The following is a 14,475-nucleotide window of genomic DNA, read 5'->3' as shown; positions in this document are numbered from 1 at the left end:
CCAGGGGGACGCGAGCCGCGCCGACAACGCTGACCCATCACATCGAAGACAGGCCCAGCTCCCAATCGGCCTGTTTTCGATGACCGGGCTAGGCCCGGAAAGGATGTCTCATGTCCGTGTCACGGATCCTGGCTTGCGCGATTGCCGCCAGCCTGCTCACAAGCTTGCCGGCGCAGGCCGGCGGCAGCCTGCCCACAAGCCTGCCGGCGCAGGCCGGCGGCAGCCTGCCCACAAGCCTGCCGGCACAGGCCGGCGGCAGCTACACCGGCAACGCGCCGGTGCTGCTGGTCGGTGGCGGCTATTGGGACGACGATGACGACATCGACTGCGACTGGCCGCGTGACCGCTACGAGCGCCGCCAATGCGAGCGCTGGCGCGACAGGCAGGATCGCCGCGACCGCCACAAGCGCGACAAGGACACCGAAGCCGCCATCGGCCTCGGCATCCTCGGCCTCGCCGTCGGCGCGATCGTCGCCGGATCGGTGGCCGAGCAGAATTCCCGGGATCGCCAGCGCGACCAGTGGAGCGGCCCCTGCCACCGGCGCTACGGCTACGACCGCCGCAGCAACACCTTCATCGGCGAGGGCGGCCGGCGCTTCTACTGTCGATAAGGGCCGGCAGTCGCGTGGTGACCTTGAATGAATATGCAAAATGGGATATCTGAATATCTTAAAGGAATATTCAGATGCCGCTCTACATCAGAGACAATGAAGTCGATGCCCTGGCTGCCGAGCTGCAGGCGGTCTCGGGTGCCGTAAGCAAGACTGAGGCGGTGCGCACAGCACTTCTGCATGAACTTGCGCGCAACCGCGCCAAGGTGCCGCTGCGCGACCGGTTGGCCAAATTGCAGGCCAGGGCTGCCGGCATCGGCCTGCCCAACAGCGATTTCGACATGAAGAAATTCAGCGACGAGATGTGGGACGGCGAATGATGTTCGTCGATGCGTCGGTCATCGTCGCCATACTGAACCAGGAAGCCGGCTGGGAAGAGCTGGTCAAGCGGCTGGGCGACCTGCCCAGCGCCTTTCATGTTTCGCCACTTGTTCGCTTCGAGGCGGTGATGGCCTTGGCTCGCGCTGCCGCCGAGCCTACGGGACGGAAGCCGACGCCCGACCTCGTCGAGCGGGCGCGTGAACTGGTCGATGACTTCATTGTCGAGATCGGGGCGCTGGACATGGCGATCTCAAGCGATGTCGGTTCGCTCGCCATCGATGCCGGCATGCGCTACGGCAAGGCGGTAGGCCATCCGGCCGACCTCAATTTCGGCGACTGTTTTGCCTATGCCTGCGCCATCTCGCTCGGTGCCGGACTGCTCTACAAGGGCAACGACTTTTCCAGGACCGATCTGGCCTGACCGATCTTGCCTAGCCAAGTTGGCCTGACGCGGGTCGCCAGGCCGGCAGGCAGATCACTCCGCCGGGGCCAGCACCGCCGGCCGGGCGACCGGGCGTTCCTTGATCGGCCAGTGCACGGCGGCGGCAAAGAGGCCAAGGATCACACCGAGCCACCAGACCGGGTTGTAGGACCCGAAATGGTCGTAGAGATAGCCGCCGAGCCAGACGCCGAGGAACGAGCCGATCTGGTGCGAGAAGAAGACGATGCCGCCGAGCATGCCGAGATGGCGGGTGCCGAACATGATGGCGACAAGGCCGTTTGTCGGCGGCACCGTCGACAGCCACAACAGGCCCATGATGATGGCGAAGACGACGACTGATGTCGGCGTCTGCGGCAGCAGCAGGAAGGCGGTCACCAGCGCCGAGCGGGCGAGATAGATCCAGGCGAGGAAATGCGGCTTGGAGTATTTCTGGCCGATGACGCCGGAGGCGAGCGAGCCGATGACGTTGAAGAAGCCGATCAGCGCAAGTGCTATCACGGCATAACGCGCGTCGATGCCGATGTCCCTGATATAGGCCGGGAAATGGGCGGTGATGAAGGCGACCTGGAAACCGCAGACGAAGAAGCCGGAGACCAGCAGAAGGTAGCTTCTGTGGCCGAAGGCCTCCGACAGCGCCTGACCGAGCGTCTGCTCGACCTCGGCCTGCGAGACGTTGCCGGAGCGCGAATTGCCGACAAGCGGGATCGCCAGCACCGGGATCACCAGCATGGCGAGCGACATGTAGACCAGCGTGTCGGACCAGCCATAGGCGTCGATCAGGCCCTGGCTGATCGGGGCGAAGATGAACATGCCGGCGGAACCGGCGGCGGTGCCGATGCCGAACACGATCGAACGGTTCTGCGGGTTGGTGTTGCGGGCGAAGGCGGCCAGCACGATGCTGAACGAGCCGGCGGCAACACCGAGGCCGACGAGCACGCCGCCGCCAAGATGCAGCATGCCGGCGCTGTCGGCATGAGCCATCAGATAGAGGCCGAGCGCATAAAGCACGGCACCCAGCGTCAGCACGCGCCAGCTGCCGAAACGGTCGGCGATGGCGCCGAAGATCGGCTGGCCGAGGCCCCAGCACAGGTTCTGGATCGCCATGGCGAGGCCGAAGGTGGTGCGGTCCCAGCCCTTTTCGGCAAGCATCGGCAGCTGGAAGAAGCCCATCGCCGAGCGCGGGCCAAAGGTCAGCGCTGCGATCAGGCAGCCACAAATGATGATGAGCCAGGGTATTTTCGACCCCGACCTGGTGTTCACCGCCGCTGCCGTCATCGTCAAATCTCCCGTGAGTGGAATGTTTTTACCCGATCCGGCGCGATGTTCAAAATCAATTGAACTAGGGAAATGGTTCAAGAATTCTGATGTGTCGGGAATAGAGTGCAGCTGCCAATCGTTAGTTGTGCGCTTGGGTGGCCGGGGTGGCGAAAGCCATGGCCAGGCGCTTGCGCAGCGCAGACAAGCCGCGTTCAATTGGGCGCGTTCAATCGGCGTGGAAGAGGACGGCTTGCGATCCCGGCTCATGGACGACAAGAAGGCAGCGATACTTCAGGAAATCCCCCGCCTGCGCCGCTATGCCAGGGCGCTGCTGCGCGACCGTGATTCCGCCGACGATCTTGTCCAGGACAGTCTCGAGCGCGCGCTTTCGCGCATGGACAATTGGCGAACAGGAGAAAGCCCCAGGAGGTGGCTGTTTACCATCATGCACCATCTCTTCATCGACCAGATGCGCAAGGTCAGCCGCCGCGGCGAAGCGGCGATCCTGCCGCTCGAGGCAAGCGAGGCGCTGGCAACGCCGGCGATCCAGGCCGAGAGCGTCGCCTCGCGCGAGATCGTCGACGCGTTGCAGCAGATCAGCCCCGACCGGCGCGCGGCACTGGTAATGGTGGCGATCGAAGGTTTTTCTTATGCCGAGGCCGCAACCATGCTCGGCGTGCCGGCCGGCACGCTGATGTCGCGCATCGCGCGTGGCCGCGAGGAATTGCGCGGGCTGCTTGACGACCAGGCACGCCGGCGGGCGATAAGGATCGTCGAGAAATGAGCGCGCGCAGCTTCACCGACCGTGACATTCATCTGGCTCTCGATGGCGAGCTGCCCGAAGACGAGCGCGCCGCCTATCAGATCTGGCTGGAAGCCAATCCCGACATGAAGGCGAGGAGCCTGCGTTATGCCGCCGACAACGCCGCCTTGCGCAACCTGTTTGCCGGCGTGCTCGAGGAGCCGGTGCCGGCACGGCTGGTAACGGCGGTCAATGGCGAGGGGCCGAGGCGCAAGCAGGCGACGCCGTGGTGGCGCATGGTGGCGGCAGCTTCATTGCTGATCGCAGGCGGTCTCGGCGGCTATCTTGCCGGCATGAGCGGCCTTGGCATGGGCGGCGATTCCGACGACCGCATGGCGCAGCTGGCAATCGCCGCCCACCAGACCTTTGCTTCAGACAAGAACCGGCCGGTCGAGGTCGACGGCAGCGACCAGGCCTATCTGACCGGCTGGCTCTCCAAGCGCACCGGCCTCACCCTGGTGGCGCCCGATCTCAGCAAGGACGGCTTCACGCTGCTTGGCGGGCGCCTGGTGCCGGCGGATGGCGCCACCGCAGCGCTGATGCTTTATGCCGACGCCGACGGCAACCGCATCTCGGTCTATGTCGTGGCCGAAGGCACCGAGCGGAGCAAGGGCACCTTCACCCTGGCGAGTGGCGGCCCCGAGGCCGTCTACTGGCAGGACGAAGGTTATGGCTGCGCCATCGTCGGCACGCTGCCGCCCGAGCAGATGGGAACGGTCGCCAGGAACGCCTACAAGCAGCTGATCGCCGGGGCGGCGCGGACTTGAGGGTGGCGCGGTTGGTCGTGCTTTCGGAGTGCGTGTTTCTCTTGATCGTAGTGGCTCGATCCTGACGGCTTGCGGTCGTTGGGAGGTCACGGCATGGATCCCAGGGTCTCCGCGACGGAGCTGCGCTCCTGCTCCGCCCTAGGATGACGAAGGTGCGGGAGCGCTCCGCCAATCGCCAACGTTTCCTGTTGGCGGAAGCCTTGAGCCAAGCGTCGGAGATTGGCCGACAACGTCTACGCCTTCGTCATCCTAGGGCGAAGCAGGGAGCGCAGCGAACTGCGTAGACCCTAGGATCCAGGCCGTGACCGTCGAACGGCCACATGCCATCAGGAGAAGCCGGGAGAGACGGCAACGGCTTTGCAGATCATCCACATGCGCAACATGGCGATCACCAGCTGCCATGCCGTGACAGTCGAGTGGCCACACGCCATCAGGTTCAAGCCGGGAGAGATGGCAACGGCTTCATCCATCCACCACGACACGGCGATCACCAACCGGTGAGGTCGGGAAACAGGGGGTGCCGGCACCACCTGATTTCGCCATTCTCCCCATGAGATTCATATGCCCGACCGGCCGCCGCCCATGTCACAATAAGGCCCGAATCGAGGCGTGACTGCGCAGGGCAAATGCGGCGCGCGCCAGCGCTTCGCAGGTCATTCCTTCAGGGCTCCTCCTGCCCAGACGAGGTTCTCAGGACCAGATGGCTGCCGACATTCGTACGGCCCGCGCTGAAGATGTCGATGCGCTCGTCGCCATCGAGAACGCCGTCTTTCCGGGCGACAGGATCTCGCGCCGCTCCTTCCGCCAGCTCATCGATCACGAAACCGCCGAGGCGCTCGTCGCCGAGATCGACGGCCGCCTTGCCGGTTACGCCATGGTGCTGTTTCGCAAGGGCAGCGGCGTCGCCCGGCTCTATTCCTTTGCCATCGCCCCCGACTTCGGCGGCAAGGGCATCGGCCGCCTGCTGCTTGATGCCGCCGAAGACGTCGCCTACGGGCATGGCCGCATGCTGCTGAGGCTCGAGGTGCGCCAGGACAATGCCCGCGCCATCGGCCTCTATGAAAAGAACGGCTACCGCCGGATCGGCCACGAGCCCGACTATTACGAAGACGGCATGACGGCGCTTCGCTACGAAAAGACGCTGCGCGGCGACGTGCCCGTGGCCACCAAGGTGCCGTTCTACGCCCAGACCTGTGATTTCACCTGCGGCCCGTGCTGCCTGATGATGGCGATGGCCAATTTCGACAGCACATTCGTACCCGACCCGGTGATGGAGGTCAGGCTGTGGCGTGAGGCGACCACCATCTTCATGATGTCGGGGCCGGGCGGCTGCGAGCCGTTCGGGCTGGCGGTGGCAGGGCACGAGGCCGGGCTTGGCGCCGAGATCTTCGTCTCGGCCGAAGGCGCCTTGTTCCTGCAGTCCGTCCGCAGCGCCGAGAAGCGACGGGTGATGGAGCTGGCCCAGGCCGATTTTCGTGCCCGCGCCGAAAAATACGCCATCCCCGTGACCTACCGTCCCTTCGCGCTCGACGACATCAGGGCCAGGCTGGCCGAGGGCAAGCTGGTGCTGGTGCTGATCTCGGGCTTCCTGATGTTCGGCAAGAAGGTGCCGCACTGGGTGCTGGCCATTGGCGACGATGGCGGCCACATCCTGATCCATGACCCCTGGATCGAGGACGAGCAGCGCGAGACGGCGTCGGACGCCGCCAATATTCCCGTCCCCTACGACATCTTCATGCGCATGGCGCAGTTCGGCCGCGACGGCCTGCGCGCCGCAATCACTCTCGGAAAGCCTTCGAAACGATGACCTGGGTCATTCTCACCGGCCGCCAAAGCGATCTCGACCAGACGGCGACGCCGCACAAGATCATCACCAACCGCGACTATCTCGCCCACCCCGCGCTGTTTCGCGGCCAGCGGCCGAAGATCATCAACCTGTCGAACCGTTATGCCTATCAGAGCCGCGGCTATTACGCCTCGCTGCTGGCCGGCTCGCGCGGCCACAAGGTGATCCCGACGGTCGAGACGATGATCGACCTGTCGGAACGCAAGCTCTACGAAAACGCGCTGCCCGAGCTTGAGCTGGCGCTGAACAAGTGCCGCAAGGATCTCGGCGGCTCGTTTCCGGCCAAGGTGACGATCTTTTTCGGCATCGGCCCGTCCAAGGCCTGGGACCGCTTGACCAGGCTGTTGTTCGACTGGTTCCGTGCGCCGGCGCTGGAGGTGGCGATCAAGGACGGCGAGTGGGCCTCGATCCACAGAATAGGCTTTGCCGCACTCGGCCGGCTCGACGATGCCGACAAGAAGCGCTTCGTTGCGGCGCTCGAGACCTATACCAGCCGGGAGTGGCGCGACACCAAGGCGCGTACGCCGTCGCGCTACACCTTCGCCACGCTGATCGACCCCAACGAGCAGCTGCCGCCGTCGGAGATCGCCTCGCTGCGCTACTGGGCCCGTATCGCCGAGAAGATGGGCGTCGAGGTCGAGCCGATCACCAAAAAGGACCTGGCCAAGCTTGCCAATTACGATGCGCTCCTGATCCGCGAGACGACCTCGATTTCCAACCACACCTACCGCTTCGCCCGCCGGGCGCAGCAGGAGGGCATGCCTGTCATCGACGATCCGCTGTCGATGATCCGCTGCACCAACAAGGTCTATCTCAACGAGCTGATGACCTACAACAACGTGCCGGTGCCGCCGACGGTGATGATTGCGGGTGTCTCGGACCTTAAGCTTGCCGCCGACACGCTTGGCTTTCCGCTGGTGCTGAAGATACCGGACAGCTCGTTCTCGCGCGGCGTCAAGAAGGCGTCGAACTTTGACGAGCTGAAGGCGCTGGCAACCGCCTGGCTCGAGGATTCCGACTTGTTGATCGCGCAGAAATTCATGCCGACGCACTATGACTGGCGTGTCGGCGTGCTCGGCGGCCAGCCGCTGTTTGCGATCCACTATCTGATGGCCAAGAAACACTGGCAGATCGTCAACCACGACCGCGCCGGCAAGCCCGACGAGGGCGGCATCAAGACGTTCACGCTGAAGCATGCGCCGGCGCATGTCATCGACACCGCCGTGCGCGCCGCGCGCTGCATCGGCGACGGGCTCTATGGCGTCGACCTCAAGGAGACCAAGGAGGGTGTCTTCGTCATCGAGGTCAACGACAATCCCAACCTCGACCATGGCGTCGAGGATTCTGGCGAGAAGGACGAGGTCTGGGTACGCCTGACCCAATGGTTCCTCGACCGGCTGGAGCGCAACGGCAAGTAGCCTCGAAAAACATTATACCGAACGGTTGACTATTCGGATTTGCCGCCATATATTATACCTTATGGTTGAACATTCCGAACATCTTGACGCGGTCTTTCACGCGCTGTCCGATCCGACCCGCCGGGCGATGCTCCAGGGGCTGGCCAAGGGGCCGCGCAATGTCGGCGACCTCGCCGCACCCTTCGACATGACGCTGGCCGCCGCCTCCAAGCACATCAAGGTGCTGGAGAAGGCCGGGCTGGTGCGCCGCAGCGTGCAGGGGCGCACCCATGTCTGCAGCCTCGACGCCATGCCGATGCATGCCGGCGTCGAGTGGATGCGGCACTACGAGAAATTCTGGAACCAGCAGCTCGACGTCCTCGAAGCCCTGCTCGTCGCCGAGGACCAGGCCGCGGCGGCCAAACCATCCGAAACCACTGAAGCGAAGAAGAAAGGGAAAAGGTCATGAATATCCATACTTCTTACGGCGTCGTCACCGAGCCCGGAACCGTGCGCATCGAGCGCCTGCTGCCGGGCCCGGTCGAGCGCATCTGGAGCTACCTCACCGACTCCGACAAGCGCAGCACCTGGCTCGCCGGCGGCCCGATGGAACTGCGGGCCGGCGGGCAGGTCGAGAACCGTTTCCGCAACTCCGAACTGACCCGCAACGACGATCCGCCGCCGGCGCATCTCGCCGCCTTTGCCGAACATCGGGTGCCGGGCGAGGTCATCGCCTGCGAGCCGCCGCATCTTTTGGCCTATAGCTGGGGTGGGGCTGCGGAAGCCGGCGAAAGCTCCGAGGTGCGTTTCGAGCTCGAGCCGCGCAACGACAAGGTGCTGCTGACGGTCACCCATCGCCGGCTCACCGACCACGGCGCGATGCTCAATGTCGCCGCCGGCTGGCACACCCATCTCGGCATCCTGGCCGACAGGCTCGAGGGCCGCGAGCCCGACGGCTTCTGGCGCACCCACACAAGGCTTGTCAGCGAATATGCCGAGCGTATCGGCAATGCGGATGGAGCGTGACATGTCGCTCGTGAACCGCATTGCGGTTGTTTATGGCGGCGGCGGCGCGATCGGCGGCGCCGCGGCCCGGGCCTTCGCCCGCGACGGGGCGCGTGTGTTCCTCGCCGGGCGGACGCGGGCGAAGATGGAGGCGGTTGCCGGCGACATCCGGGCGCTGGGCGGTGACGTCGATATCGCCGTCGTCGACGCGCTCGACGAGGACGAAGTCGAACGCCACGCCGAGATGGTGGCGGCAAAGGCCGGCGGCATCGACATCGCGCTCAATGCCATCGGCATATTCCATGTCCAGGGCACGCCGCTGGCGGAGCTGTCCTATGCCGATTTCGAGCTGCCTGTCGCAGCCTACACCAGGACCAACTTCCTGACCGCGAAAGCGGTGGCGCGGCACTTCAGGGGCAGGGGCGTGATCCTGACCCTGTCGACACCGGGCGCGCGGCTGTCGGGCGCAGGCTTTCTCGGCAACGGCGTGGCAAGTGCGGCGGTGGAGGCGTTTTCGCGCATCCTCGCCGGCGAGCTCGGGGCGCAGGGCATCAGGGTGATCTGCCTCCGGCCCGACGCCATCCCGGAAGCGATTGATGTTTCGCATGTCCGCGCGGCCTTCGAGGGTTTTGCGCAGCGCGCGGGCATGTCGGTCGACGACATGCTTTCCGCCCGCGCCGCCAGCGGGCCGTTGCTCAGGCGCTTTCCGACGCTGGCCGAGATCGGCGATTTCGCCGCCTTCGCCGCATCCGACCGTGCCGGCGCGATGACCGGGGCGATCGCCAATCTGAGCTGCGGCACGCTGGTCGACTGACCGCTTGCCAAGTTCCGTGCCCCCTGATCTTCTCCCACGGAGAGTTGGGGGCACGGACAAAAGATGCTTTTCTTTGTCATCGAGGATTTTCGCGGGCGCGACCCGAAGGCGATCTACCGCCGATTTCGCGACAAGGGACGGCTGGCACCCGAAGGCTTCATCGTTCACCACAGCTGGATCGCCGCCGACATGAGCCGCTGCTTCATGCTGGTGGAGGCCGAAAACGTCACGCTGCTGCAGCGCTGGGTCGTCGAATGGGCCGACCTCGTCGGCTTCGAGATCGTGCCGGTGGCATCGAGCAAAGATACCGCCGCGGGGCTGGCGCCCCATCTTTGAGCCGCGTGTGCTCGCGCGCCATATCAATCGAGACTTGCAAATGCCGCTTGCAAATGACCGGGCGGCTTGTTTTCCTGCCGATGCATTGGAGGCGTGCATGCGGCGGATTCTCTCTCTTGCTCTTGCGGTTGGAGCACTCGCGTCGCTGGGTGATGCATCGGCGGCCGAGCGACGCTGCGGCTGGTACGCCAACCCGACGCCGGGCAATCTCTGGCTCATCGACAAGGATGCGACCTGGACGATCACATCGCAGGGCGAGGCCGACGGGCCCGACGCGGCCGGTGCCGACAAGGCGCCTGACTTCAATCCCAGGCAGTTCGTCGAGACCAACGTGCCGGGGGCCGGCTATGGTTATGGCTGCGCCTGCATGACCGTCGAGACCGATGCCGGCAACCAGCGCATTAGAAAGGTTTTTGCCGGTGACATCCTGCCGCTCGCCAGGTGCCGGGCCGACAAATCCTTGCCGCCGCCGCCGGATTGAGTGGCAAGGCCGTCCGGTCAGCCCGCGCATGGGCCGGACCGAACGGGATGCCGCGAGGCTATCGATGATTGAACATCAGAGGAAACAGGCATGGCATTGAGCGGTGCAAGCAACGACTACCAGCGCAAGCGGCAGCAGGGCGAGAGCGCCAGGGTCGAGTTCGTCGAGCTGTTTTTCGACCTCGTCTTTGTCTTTGCGGTGACGCAGCTGTCGCATTTCCTGCTCAAGCACCTGTCGGTGTCAGGTGCGCTCGAGGGACTGCTGATGCTGGTCGCCGTCTGGTGGGTGTGGAACTACACCGCCTGGGTGACCAACTGGCTCGACCCGCGCAAGGCGCCGGTGCGCGGCATGCTGTTTGCCCTGATGCTGGCCGGGCTGATGCTGTCGACCTCGATCCCCGAGGCGTTCGAGGGGCGGGGCCTGCAATTCGCGCTTGCTTATGTCGTCATGCAGGTCGGGCGCACTTTGTTCGTGATCTGGGCGCTGAAGAACCATAACCGCGACAACTACCTCAACTTCGTCCGCATCGGACTTTGGCTCGGATTGTCGGGTGTGTTCTGGATTGCGGGCGGACTGGCCGAGCCCGAGAACCGTTTCGCGCTGTGGGCGGTGGCACTGCTGATCGAACTGGTGTCGCCGGCGCTCGGCTTCTGGACGCCCTGGCACGGCGCCTCGTCGACAACGGGCTGGGACGTCGAGGGTGGCCACATGGCCGAGCGCTCGGCGCTGTTCATCATCATCGCGCTCGGCGAATCGATCCTGGTGTCGGGCGTGACCTTTGCCGAGCTCGAACTGAACTGGGTCAACCTGGCGGCATTCCTGACCACATTCTTCGCCTCGGTGGCGATGTGGCTTGTCTATTTCAACGTCGGGCAGGAACTCGCCCACCACAAGATCGCCTCGGCCTCAGACACCGGCCAGATCGCCCGTGTCGCTTACACCTACATCCCGGTCATCCTGGTCGCCGGCATCATCGTCGTGGCGGTGTCGGACGAGCTGGTGCTCGCCCATCCGCTCGGCCATGCCGAGCCGGCGCTGATCTGGACGGCGATCGGCGGCTCGGCGCTCTACCTCGCCGGCAACCTGCTGTTCAAATTCTATGTCGTCGGCCGCGCGCCGCTGTCGCATGTCATCGGCATCGCCATCCTTGCGGCCATGGTGCCCTTTGCCAGCCACATGTCGCCGCTGGCGATCGGGGCGGCGACCACTGTCGTGATGGTGCTGGTGGCCGTGCTCGAACTCAGGGGGCAGCCGGCCAGACATCACGTCGACCATCATGCGGACTAGAAGACTGGGTCGAGGCTAGAGCCAGCTGCGCAAACCCTGGGCGATGAGCAGCACGCCGCCGACGACAACGACCGCGTCGAGGATGGCGATATGGGCCCGGTTGGAGAGGCCGGATGCGAGCCGCTTGGCGATGAAGGCGCCCGGTGTTGCGCACAGGCCGATGAGCAGGGCCATCGCCACCGACGACAGCGGCAGGAAGCCGGTGGTCTGGAAGACCAAAGCCTTGGCGAGGCCCAAAGTCATCGAAATGCCGGCGTCGGTGGCAATCACCGCCCTGCCGCCAAGGCCAGCGGCAAGCAGGATGGTGATGAGGACGACACCGGCCCCCGACGTGCCGCCGGCAAGCAGGCCGTAGCCCAGCCCGGCGGCACGCAGGCCCGCGCCGCGGAGATTGCCGCGGGCGCGCAGCAGGAGATGCCTGACCGGCACCAGGATGATCAGCATCGTTCCGATCAGCAGTGTGATGCCGGGCCCCGAAAGCAGGGTGTAGCCATAGGCGCCGGCAAGGCAGGCGGGCAAGGCGAAAGCGCCGACGACGAGGGCGGTGCGACGGTCGAACTGCGCATGGAAGGCCGCCAGCCGGCTGCCGTTCGTCATCAGGGCCGAGACGCTGATGATCGGCACCACCGCCTCGGGTCCGACGATCGGCAGCAGGACCGGCGGCAGCAGCAGCCCCGTTCCGTAACCTGTGACGCCGCCAAGAATGGCTGCGCAGAACGACACCGCCGCCACCAGCAGATATTGCCACAGCGCTACGTCACCAAGGGTCACGACTCAGCCCCGCCCGATAGGAATTGCCTGGCCGTTCTCAGGCAGTTGCAGTCCGCAGGCAAGGCGGGATGTGACGGGCTGGTGCGTCGGAACCCGATCCCTGGCTTCTGGATCGCAACGATGCCTGATGTACTATCTCCCGATGTTTTGCAGCGGGACGTTACGACATGATCCTCATCGGCCAGTATGACAGCCCTTTCGTCCGCCGCGTCGGCATAGCGCTTCGGTTCTACGGCATCCCGTTCCGGCATGAGACATGGTCGGCCTTCGGCGACGCCGACAAGATCCGTGCCTACAACCCGCTGACCCGGGTGCCGACTTTGGTGCTCGACGATGGCGAGGTGCTGATCGACAGCCACATGATGCTCGACTATCTCGACCATCTTGCGCCTTCAGGCGCGGCGATGTTTCCCCAGACCGAGCCGGCCCGGCACCAGGCGCTGAAGATCGCGACGCTCGCCACCGGCGTCGGCGAGAAGGCGGTCAGCCTGTTCTACGAGAAGCGGCTGCACACCCATGTCTCGGAGGTCTGGGTCGAACGCTGCCGCACGCAGATCGCCTCGGTGCTCAAGGTGCTGGAGGCCGAGCGTGCCAAACGCGGCAGCGCGTATTGGTTCGGCGACCGCATCGGCCATGCCGACATTGCCGTTGTCTGTGTGCTGCGCTTCATCAACGACGCCCATCAGGGCCTGCTCGACATGGCCGAATTCCCCGCCCTTGCCGCCGATGCGGCACGGCTGGAGGCAACGGCGGTGTTCAAGGAGATCAGCCAGGAGTTCATCCCGCCGGCCTGAGGATTTTCGGCAGAGCCTGCCCGGAAACAGACGGGCGGTTTTTCGCGTTCACGCCCTGAAAGCGCGCAGCTTCTCGATCGCGGCAAAGCGCTTGAGGAAGGCCTCCTGCACGCGTTTGGCCGGCTGCGGCGCAAGCTCGAGCCCGTCGGCGGTGATGCCGCGCGGGCGGCCGAAGAACTCGGTCGCCTCGGCGATGGAAAAGCCGGCAAGCACTGTCGCCTCGAAATAGGCCGATATCTGGTCGGCGCGCTTGATGTCCTTCTTCAGGCCCTGGCCGATCTCGGCCGGCAGGCCGACACGCAGGTGGATGGCGTGTTGCAGCCGCTCCTCGCAGCTTTTGTAGCCGCCGCCGACGACCGACTTGAACGGCGAGATCATGTCGCCGATGACATATTCCGGCCCGTCATGCAGCAGCGCCGCCAGCAGCGCTTCGGGTTCGGCATCCGGCACGATCCGGCGGAAGATCTGCTCGACAAGAAGCGAGTGCTGCGCCACCGAGAATGCGTGGTCGCCCGAGGTCTGGCCGTTCCAGCGCGCGACACGCGCCAGGCCGTGGGCGATGTCGGATATTTCGACGTCGAGCGGCGAGGGGTCCAGCAGGTCGAGGCGTCGGCCCGACAGCATGCGCTGCCAGGCGCGGGGCGGGGCGCCGGGACGGTCGGCCATGGCTCAGGCGTCTTCCGCACTGGTGGCTTCGGGATAGGTGAAGCTGGCCCAGGCGGGAATGGCGAGCGCCACGGTGACCTCGCCGGCGGTGATGGCGCTGCCGGCGTCGAGCGCGGCCTTGACCCTGTCGATGCGGGCGATGGCGAGGCCGTTCGAACCGTCGACGGAGCCGAGCGTGCCCAGAACCTTGCCGTCGGCCCTGAGTTCCGTGCCCGGCGCCGGCAGGCCTGAGGCAGCCGAGACGAGCAGCACGCGGCGCCGCGCGGTGCCGCGATGTTGCATGCGCGACACGACCTCCTGGCCGATGAAACAGCCTTTCCTGAAACCGATGCCGCCCATCTGGTCGAGCAGCACGTCATGCGGGAAGGCGTCGGAGAGCGCATAATCGGGGCCGCTTTCGGCGACGCCATTGTCGATGCGGAACGCGTGCCAGTCGGCCTCGGAGGCGCTAGGCGCGGGGGCGGTGCCGTAATGGCGGAAGACCGGCTGCTGGAAGCGGCTGTCGCGGACAGTTGAATCAGAGTGCGAAGCAGCTGAATCATCTTGCCACGTAACCGCAACAACAGCCTGATCCTGCTTGGAAATTTCGGCCTTGGCGCGCAGCCGGTAGAGCATCAGGCGGCGGACGAAATCGTCTGCTATGTCGGCCCGGCATTCCAGCCTGAGCGCATTGTCTGTGCTGCGCGAGACCAGGAAATCGAACATGATCTTGCCTTGCGGGGCGAGCAGCGCACCGGGTTTGGCCTCGTTGCGGCCAAGCGCATCCAGGTCGAGCGTCAGGATGTTCTGCAGAAAATGCTCGGCATCGGGGCCGGAAACATCGATGATGGCGCGGTCGGCGAGGATGGCTGTCGGCATGGACCTGATCTTGCATTTCG

The 14,475-nt window shown here is 65.2% G+C and carries 19 protein-coding genes; 15 read left to right on the top strand and 4 right to left on the bottom strand.

Going from position 1 to position 14,475, the window contains the following annotated elements:
- Window positions 1-110: 110 nt before the first annotated feature.
- The 3 genes from IG197_RS06400 (at window position 111) to IG197_RS06390 (ending at window position 1,353) form a co-directional block, all read left to right on the top strand.
- Complete coding sequence (locus IG197_RS06400) at window positions 111-611, top strand: hypothetical protein (RefSeq protein WP_192317752.1); 501 nt, start codon at window positions 111-113, stop codon at window positions 609-611.
- A 74-nt stretch (window positions 612-685) separates the two neighbouring features.
- A complete protein-coding gene (locus tag IG197_RS06395) occupies window positions 686-931 on the top strand; it encodes a type II toxin-antitoxin system VapB family antitoxin (RefSeq protein WP_154385048.1) in 246 nt (81 codons plus the stop codon).
- Window positions 928-1,353, top strand: a complete 426-nt coding sequence (locus IG197_RS06390; RefSeq protein ID WP_192317750.1) for a type II toxin-antitoxin system VapC family toxin — start codon at window positions 928-930, stop codon at window positions 1,351-1,353. The genes IG197_RS06395 and IG197_RS06390 overlap by 4 nt, the downstream gene beginning before the upstream one ends.
- Before the next feature lie 54 nt (window positions 1,354-1,407).
- Here IG197_RS06390 and IG197_RS06385 read toward each other — a convergent pair whose 3' ends face one another.
- Window positions 1,408-2,649 (bottom strand): MFS transporter, encoded by a 1,242-nt coding sequence (locus IG197_RS06385; protein WP_371746513.1) that lies wholly within the window; start codon window positions 2,647-2,649, stop codon window positions 1,408-1,410.
- Window positions 2,650-2,896: 247 nt separating this feature from the next.
- Between IG197_RS06385 and IG197_RS06380 the strand changes: the two genes are divergently transcribed.
- From IG197_RS06380 to IG197_RS06330, 11 genes are all read left to right on the top strand, one after another.
- On the top strand, window positions 2,897-3,415 hold the full coding sequence (locus IG197_RS06380; protein ID WP_192317747.1) for a sigma-70 family RNA polymerase sigma factor: 519 nt from the start codon (window positions 2,897-2,899) through the stop codon (window positions 3,413-3,415).
- Entirely contained in the window at window positions 3,412-4,200 is a 789-nt protein-coding gene (locus IG197_RS06375) for an anti-sigma factor (protein WP_182574393.1), read from the top strand. Before IG197_RS06380 ends, IG197_RS06375 begins: the two co-directional genes overlap by 4 nt.
- Before the next feature lie 357 nt (window positions 4,201-4,557).
- Complete coding sequence (locus IG197_RS06370; protein ID WP_192317745.1) at window positions 4,558-4,701, top strand: hypothetical protein; 144 nt, start codon at window positions 4,558-4,560, stop codon at window positions 4,699-4,701.
- A gap of 199 nt (window positions 4,702-4,900) precedes the next feature.
- A complete protein-coding gene (locus tag IG197_RS06365) occupies window positions 4,901-6,007 on the top strand; it encodes a peptidase C39 family protein (RefSeq protein ID WP_192317743.1) in 1,107 nt (368 codons plus the stop codon).
- Window positions 6,004-7,464, top strand: coding sequence for a RimK family protein (locus tag IG197_RS06360; protein WP_192317741.1), 1,461 nt, complete (start codon window positions 6,004-6,006; stop codon window positions 7,462-7,464). The genes IG197_RS06365 and IG197_RS06360 overlap by 4 nt, the downstream gene beginning before the upstream one ends.
- A gap of 61 nt (window positions 7,465-7,525) precedes the next feature.
- Window positions 7,526-7,912 (top strand): helix-turn-helix transcriptional regulator, encoded by a 387-nt coding sequence (locus IG197_RS06355; RefSeq protein ID WP_192317739.1) that lies wholly within the window; start codon window positions 7,526-7,528, stop codon window positions 7,910-7,912.
- Window positions 7,909-8,469 (top strand): SRPBCC family protein, encoded by a 561-nt coding sequence (locus IG197_RS06350; protein WP_192317737.1) that lies wholly within the window; start codon window positions 7,909-7,911, stop codon window positions 8,467-8,469. Before IG197_RS06355 ends, IG197_RS06350 begins: the two co-directional genes overlap by 4 nt.
- A 1-nt stretch (window position 8,470) precedes the next feature.
- A complete protein-coding gene (locus IG197_RS06345; protein ID WP_192317735.1) occupies window positions 8,471-9,262 on the top strand; it encodes an SDR family NAD(P)-dependent oxidoreductase in 792 nt (263 codons plus the stop codon).
- Between the two features lie 63 nt (window positions 9,263-9,325).
- On the top strand, window positions 9,326-9,598 hold the full coding sequence (locus IG197_RS06340; RefSeq protein WP_154385058.1) for a DUF3303 domain-containing protein: 273 nt from the start codon (window positions 9,326-9,328) through the stop codon (window positions 9,596-9,598).
- Between the two features lie 97 nt (window positions 9,599-9,695).
- Window positions 9,696-10,079 carry a DUF4087 domain-containing protein gene (locus tag IG197_RS06335; RefSeq protein ID WP_192317733.1) on the top strand — a complete coding sequence of 128 codons (384 nt, stop codon included), beginning with the start codon at window positions 9,696-9,698 and terminating at the stop codon, window positions 10,077-10,079.
- 90 nt (window positions 10,080-10,169) lie between these two features.
- Complete coding sequence (locus IG197_RS06330; protein ID WP_192317731.1) at window positions 10,170-11,366, top strand: low temperature requirement protein A; 1,197 nt, start codon at window positions 10,170-10,172, stop codon at window positions 11,364-11,366.
- 15 nt (window positions 11,367-11,381) lie between these two features.
- Here IG197_RS06330 and IG197_RS06325 read toward each other — a convergent pair whose 3' ends face one another.
- Window positions 11,382-12,137, bottom strand: a complete 756-nt coding sequence (locus IG197_RS06325) for a sulfite exporter TauE/SafE family protein (protein ID WP_192317729.1) — start codon at window positions 12,135-12,137, stop codon at window positions 11,382-11,384.
- A gap of 167 nt (window positions 12,138-12,304) precedes the next feature.
- Between IG197_RS06325 and IG197_RS06320 the strand changes: the two genes are divergently transcribed.
- A complete protein-coding gene (locus tag IG197_RS06320; protein ID WP_192317727.1) occupies window positions 12,305-12,931 on the top strand; it encodes a glutathione S-transferase family protein in 627 nt (208 codons plus the stop codon).
- 48 nt (window positions 12,932-12,979) lie between these two features.
- Here the strand turns inward: IG197_RS06320 and IG197_RS06315 are convergent, their stop codons facing one another.
- Both IG197_RS06315 and IG197_RS06310 read right to left on the bottom strand, forming a co-directional pair.
- Entirely contained in the window at window positions 12,980-13,597 is a 618-nt protein-coding gene (locus tag IG197_RS06315) for an HD family hydrolase (RefSeq protein ID WP_192317725.1), read from the bottom strand.
- A gap of 3 nt (window positions 13,598-13,600) precedes the next feature.
- On the bottom strand, window positions 13,601-14,455 hold the full coding sequence (locus IG197_RS06310; protein ID WP_192317723.1) for a folate-binding protein YgfZ: 855 nt from the start codon (window positions 14,453-14,455) through the stop codon (window positions 13,601-13,603).
- Between the last annotated feature and the right edge of the window lie 20 nt (window positions 14,456-14,475).

The sequence above is a fragment of the Aminobacter sp. SR38 genome (assembly GCF_014843375.1).
GTDB classification, from domain to species: Bacteria; Pseudomonadota; Alphaproteobacteria; order Rhizobiales; family Rhizobiaceae; genus Aminobacter; species Aminobacter ciceronei.
The sequence above is the reverse complement of the archived record's forward strand: the minus strand, read 5'-3'. Positions and strand labels throughout refer to the sequence as shown.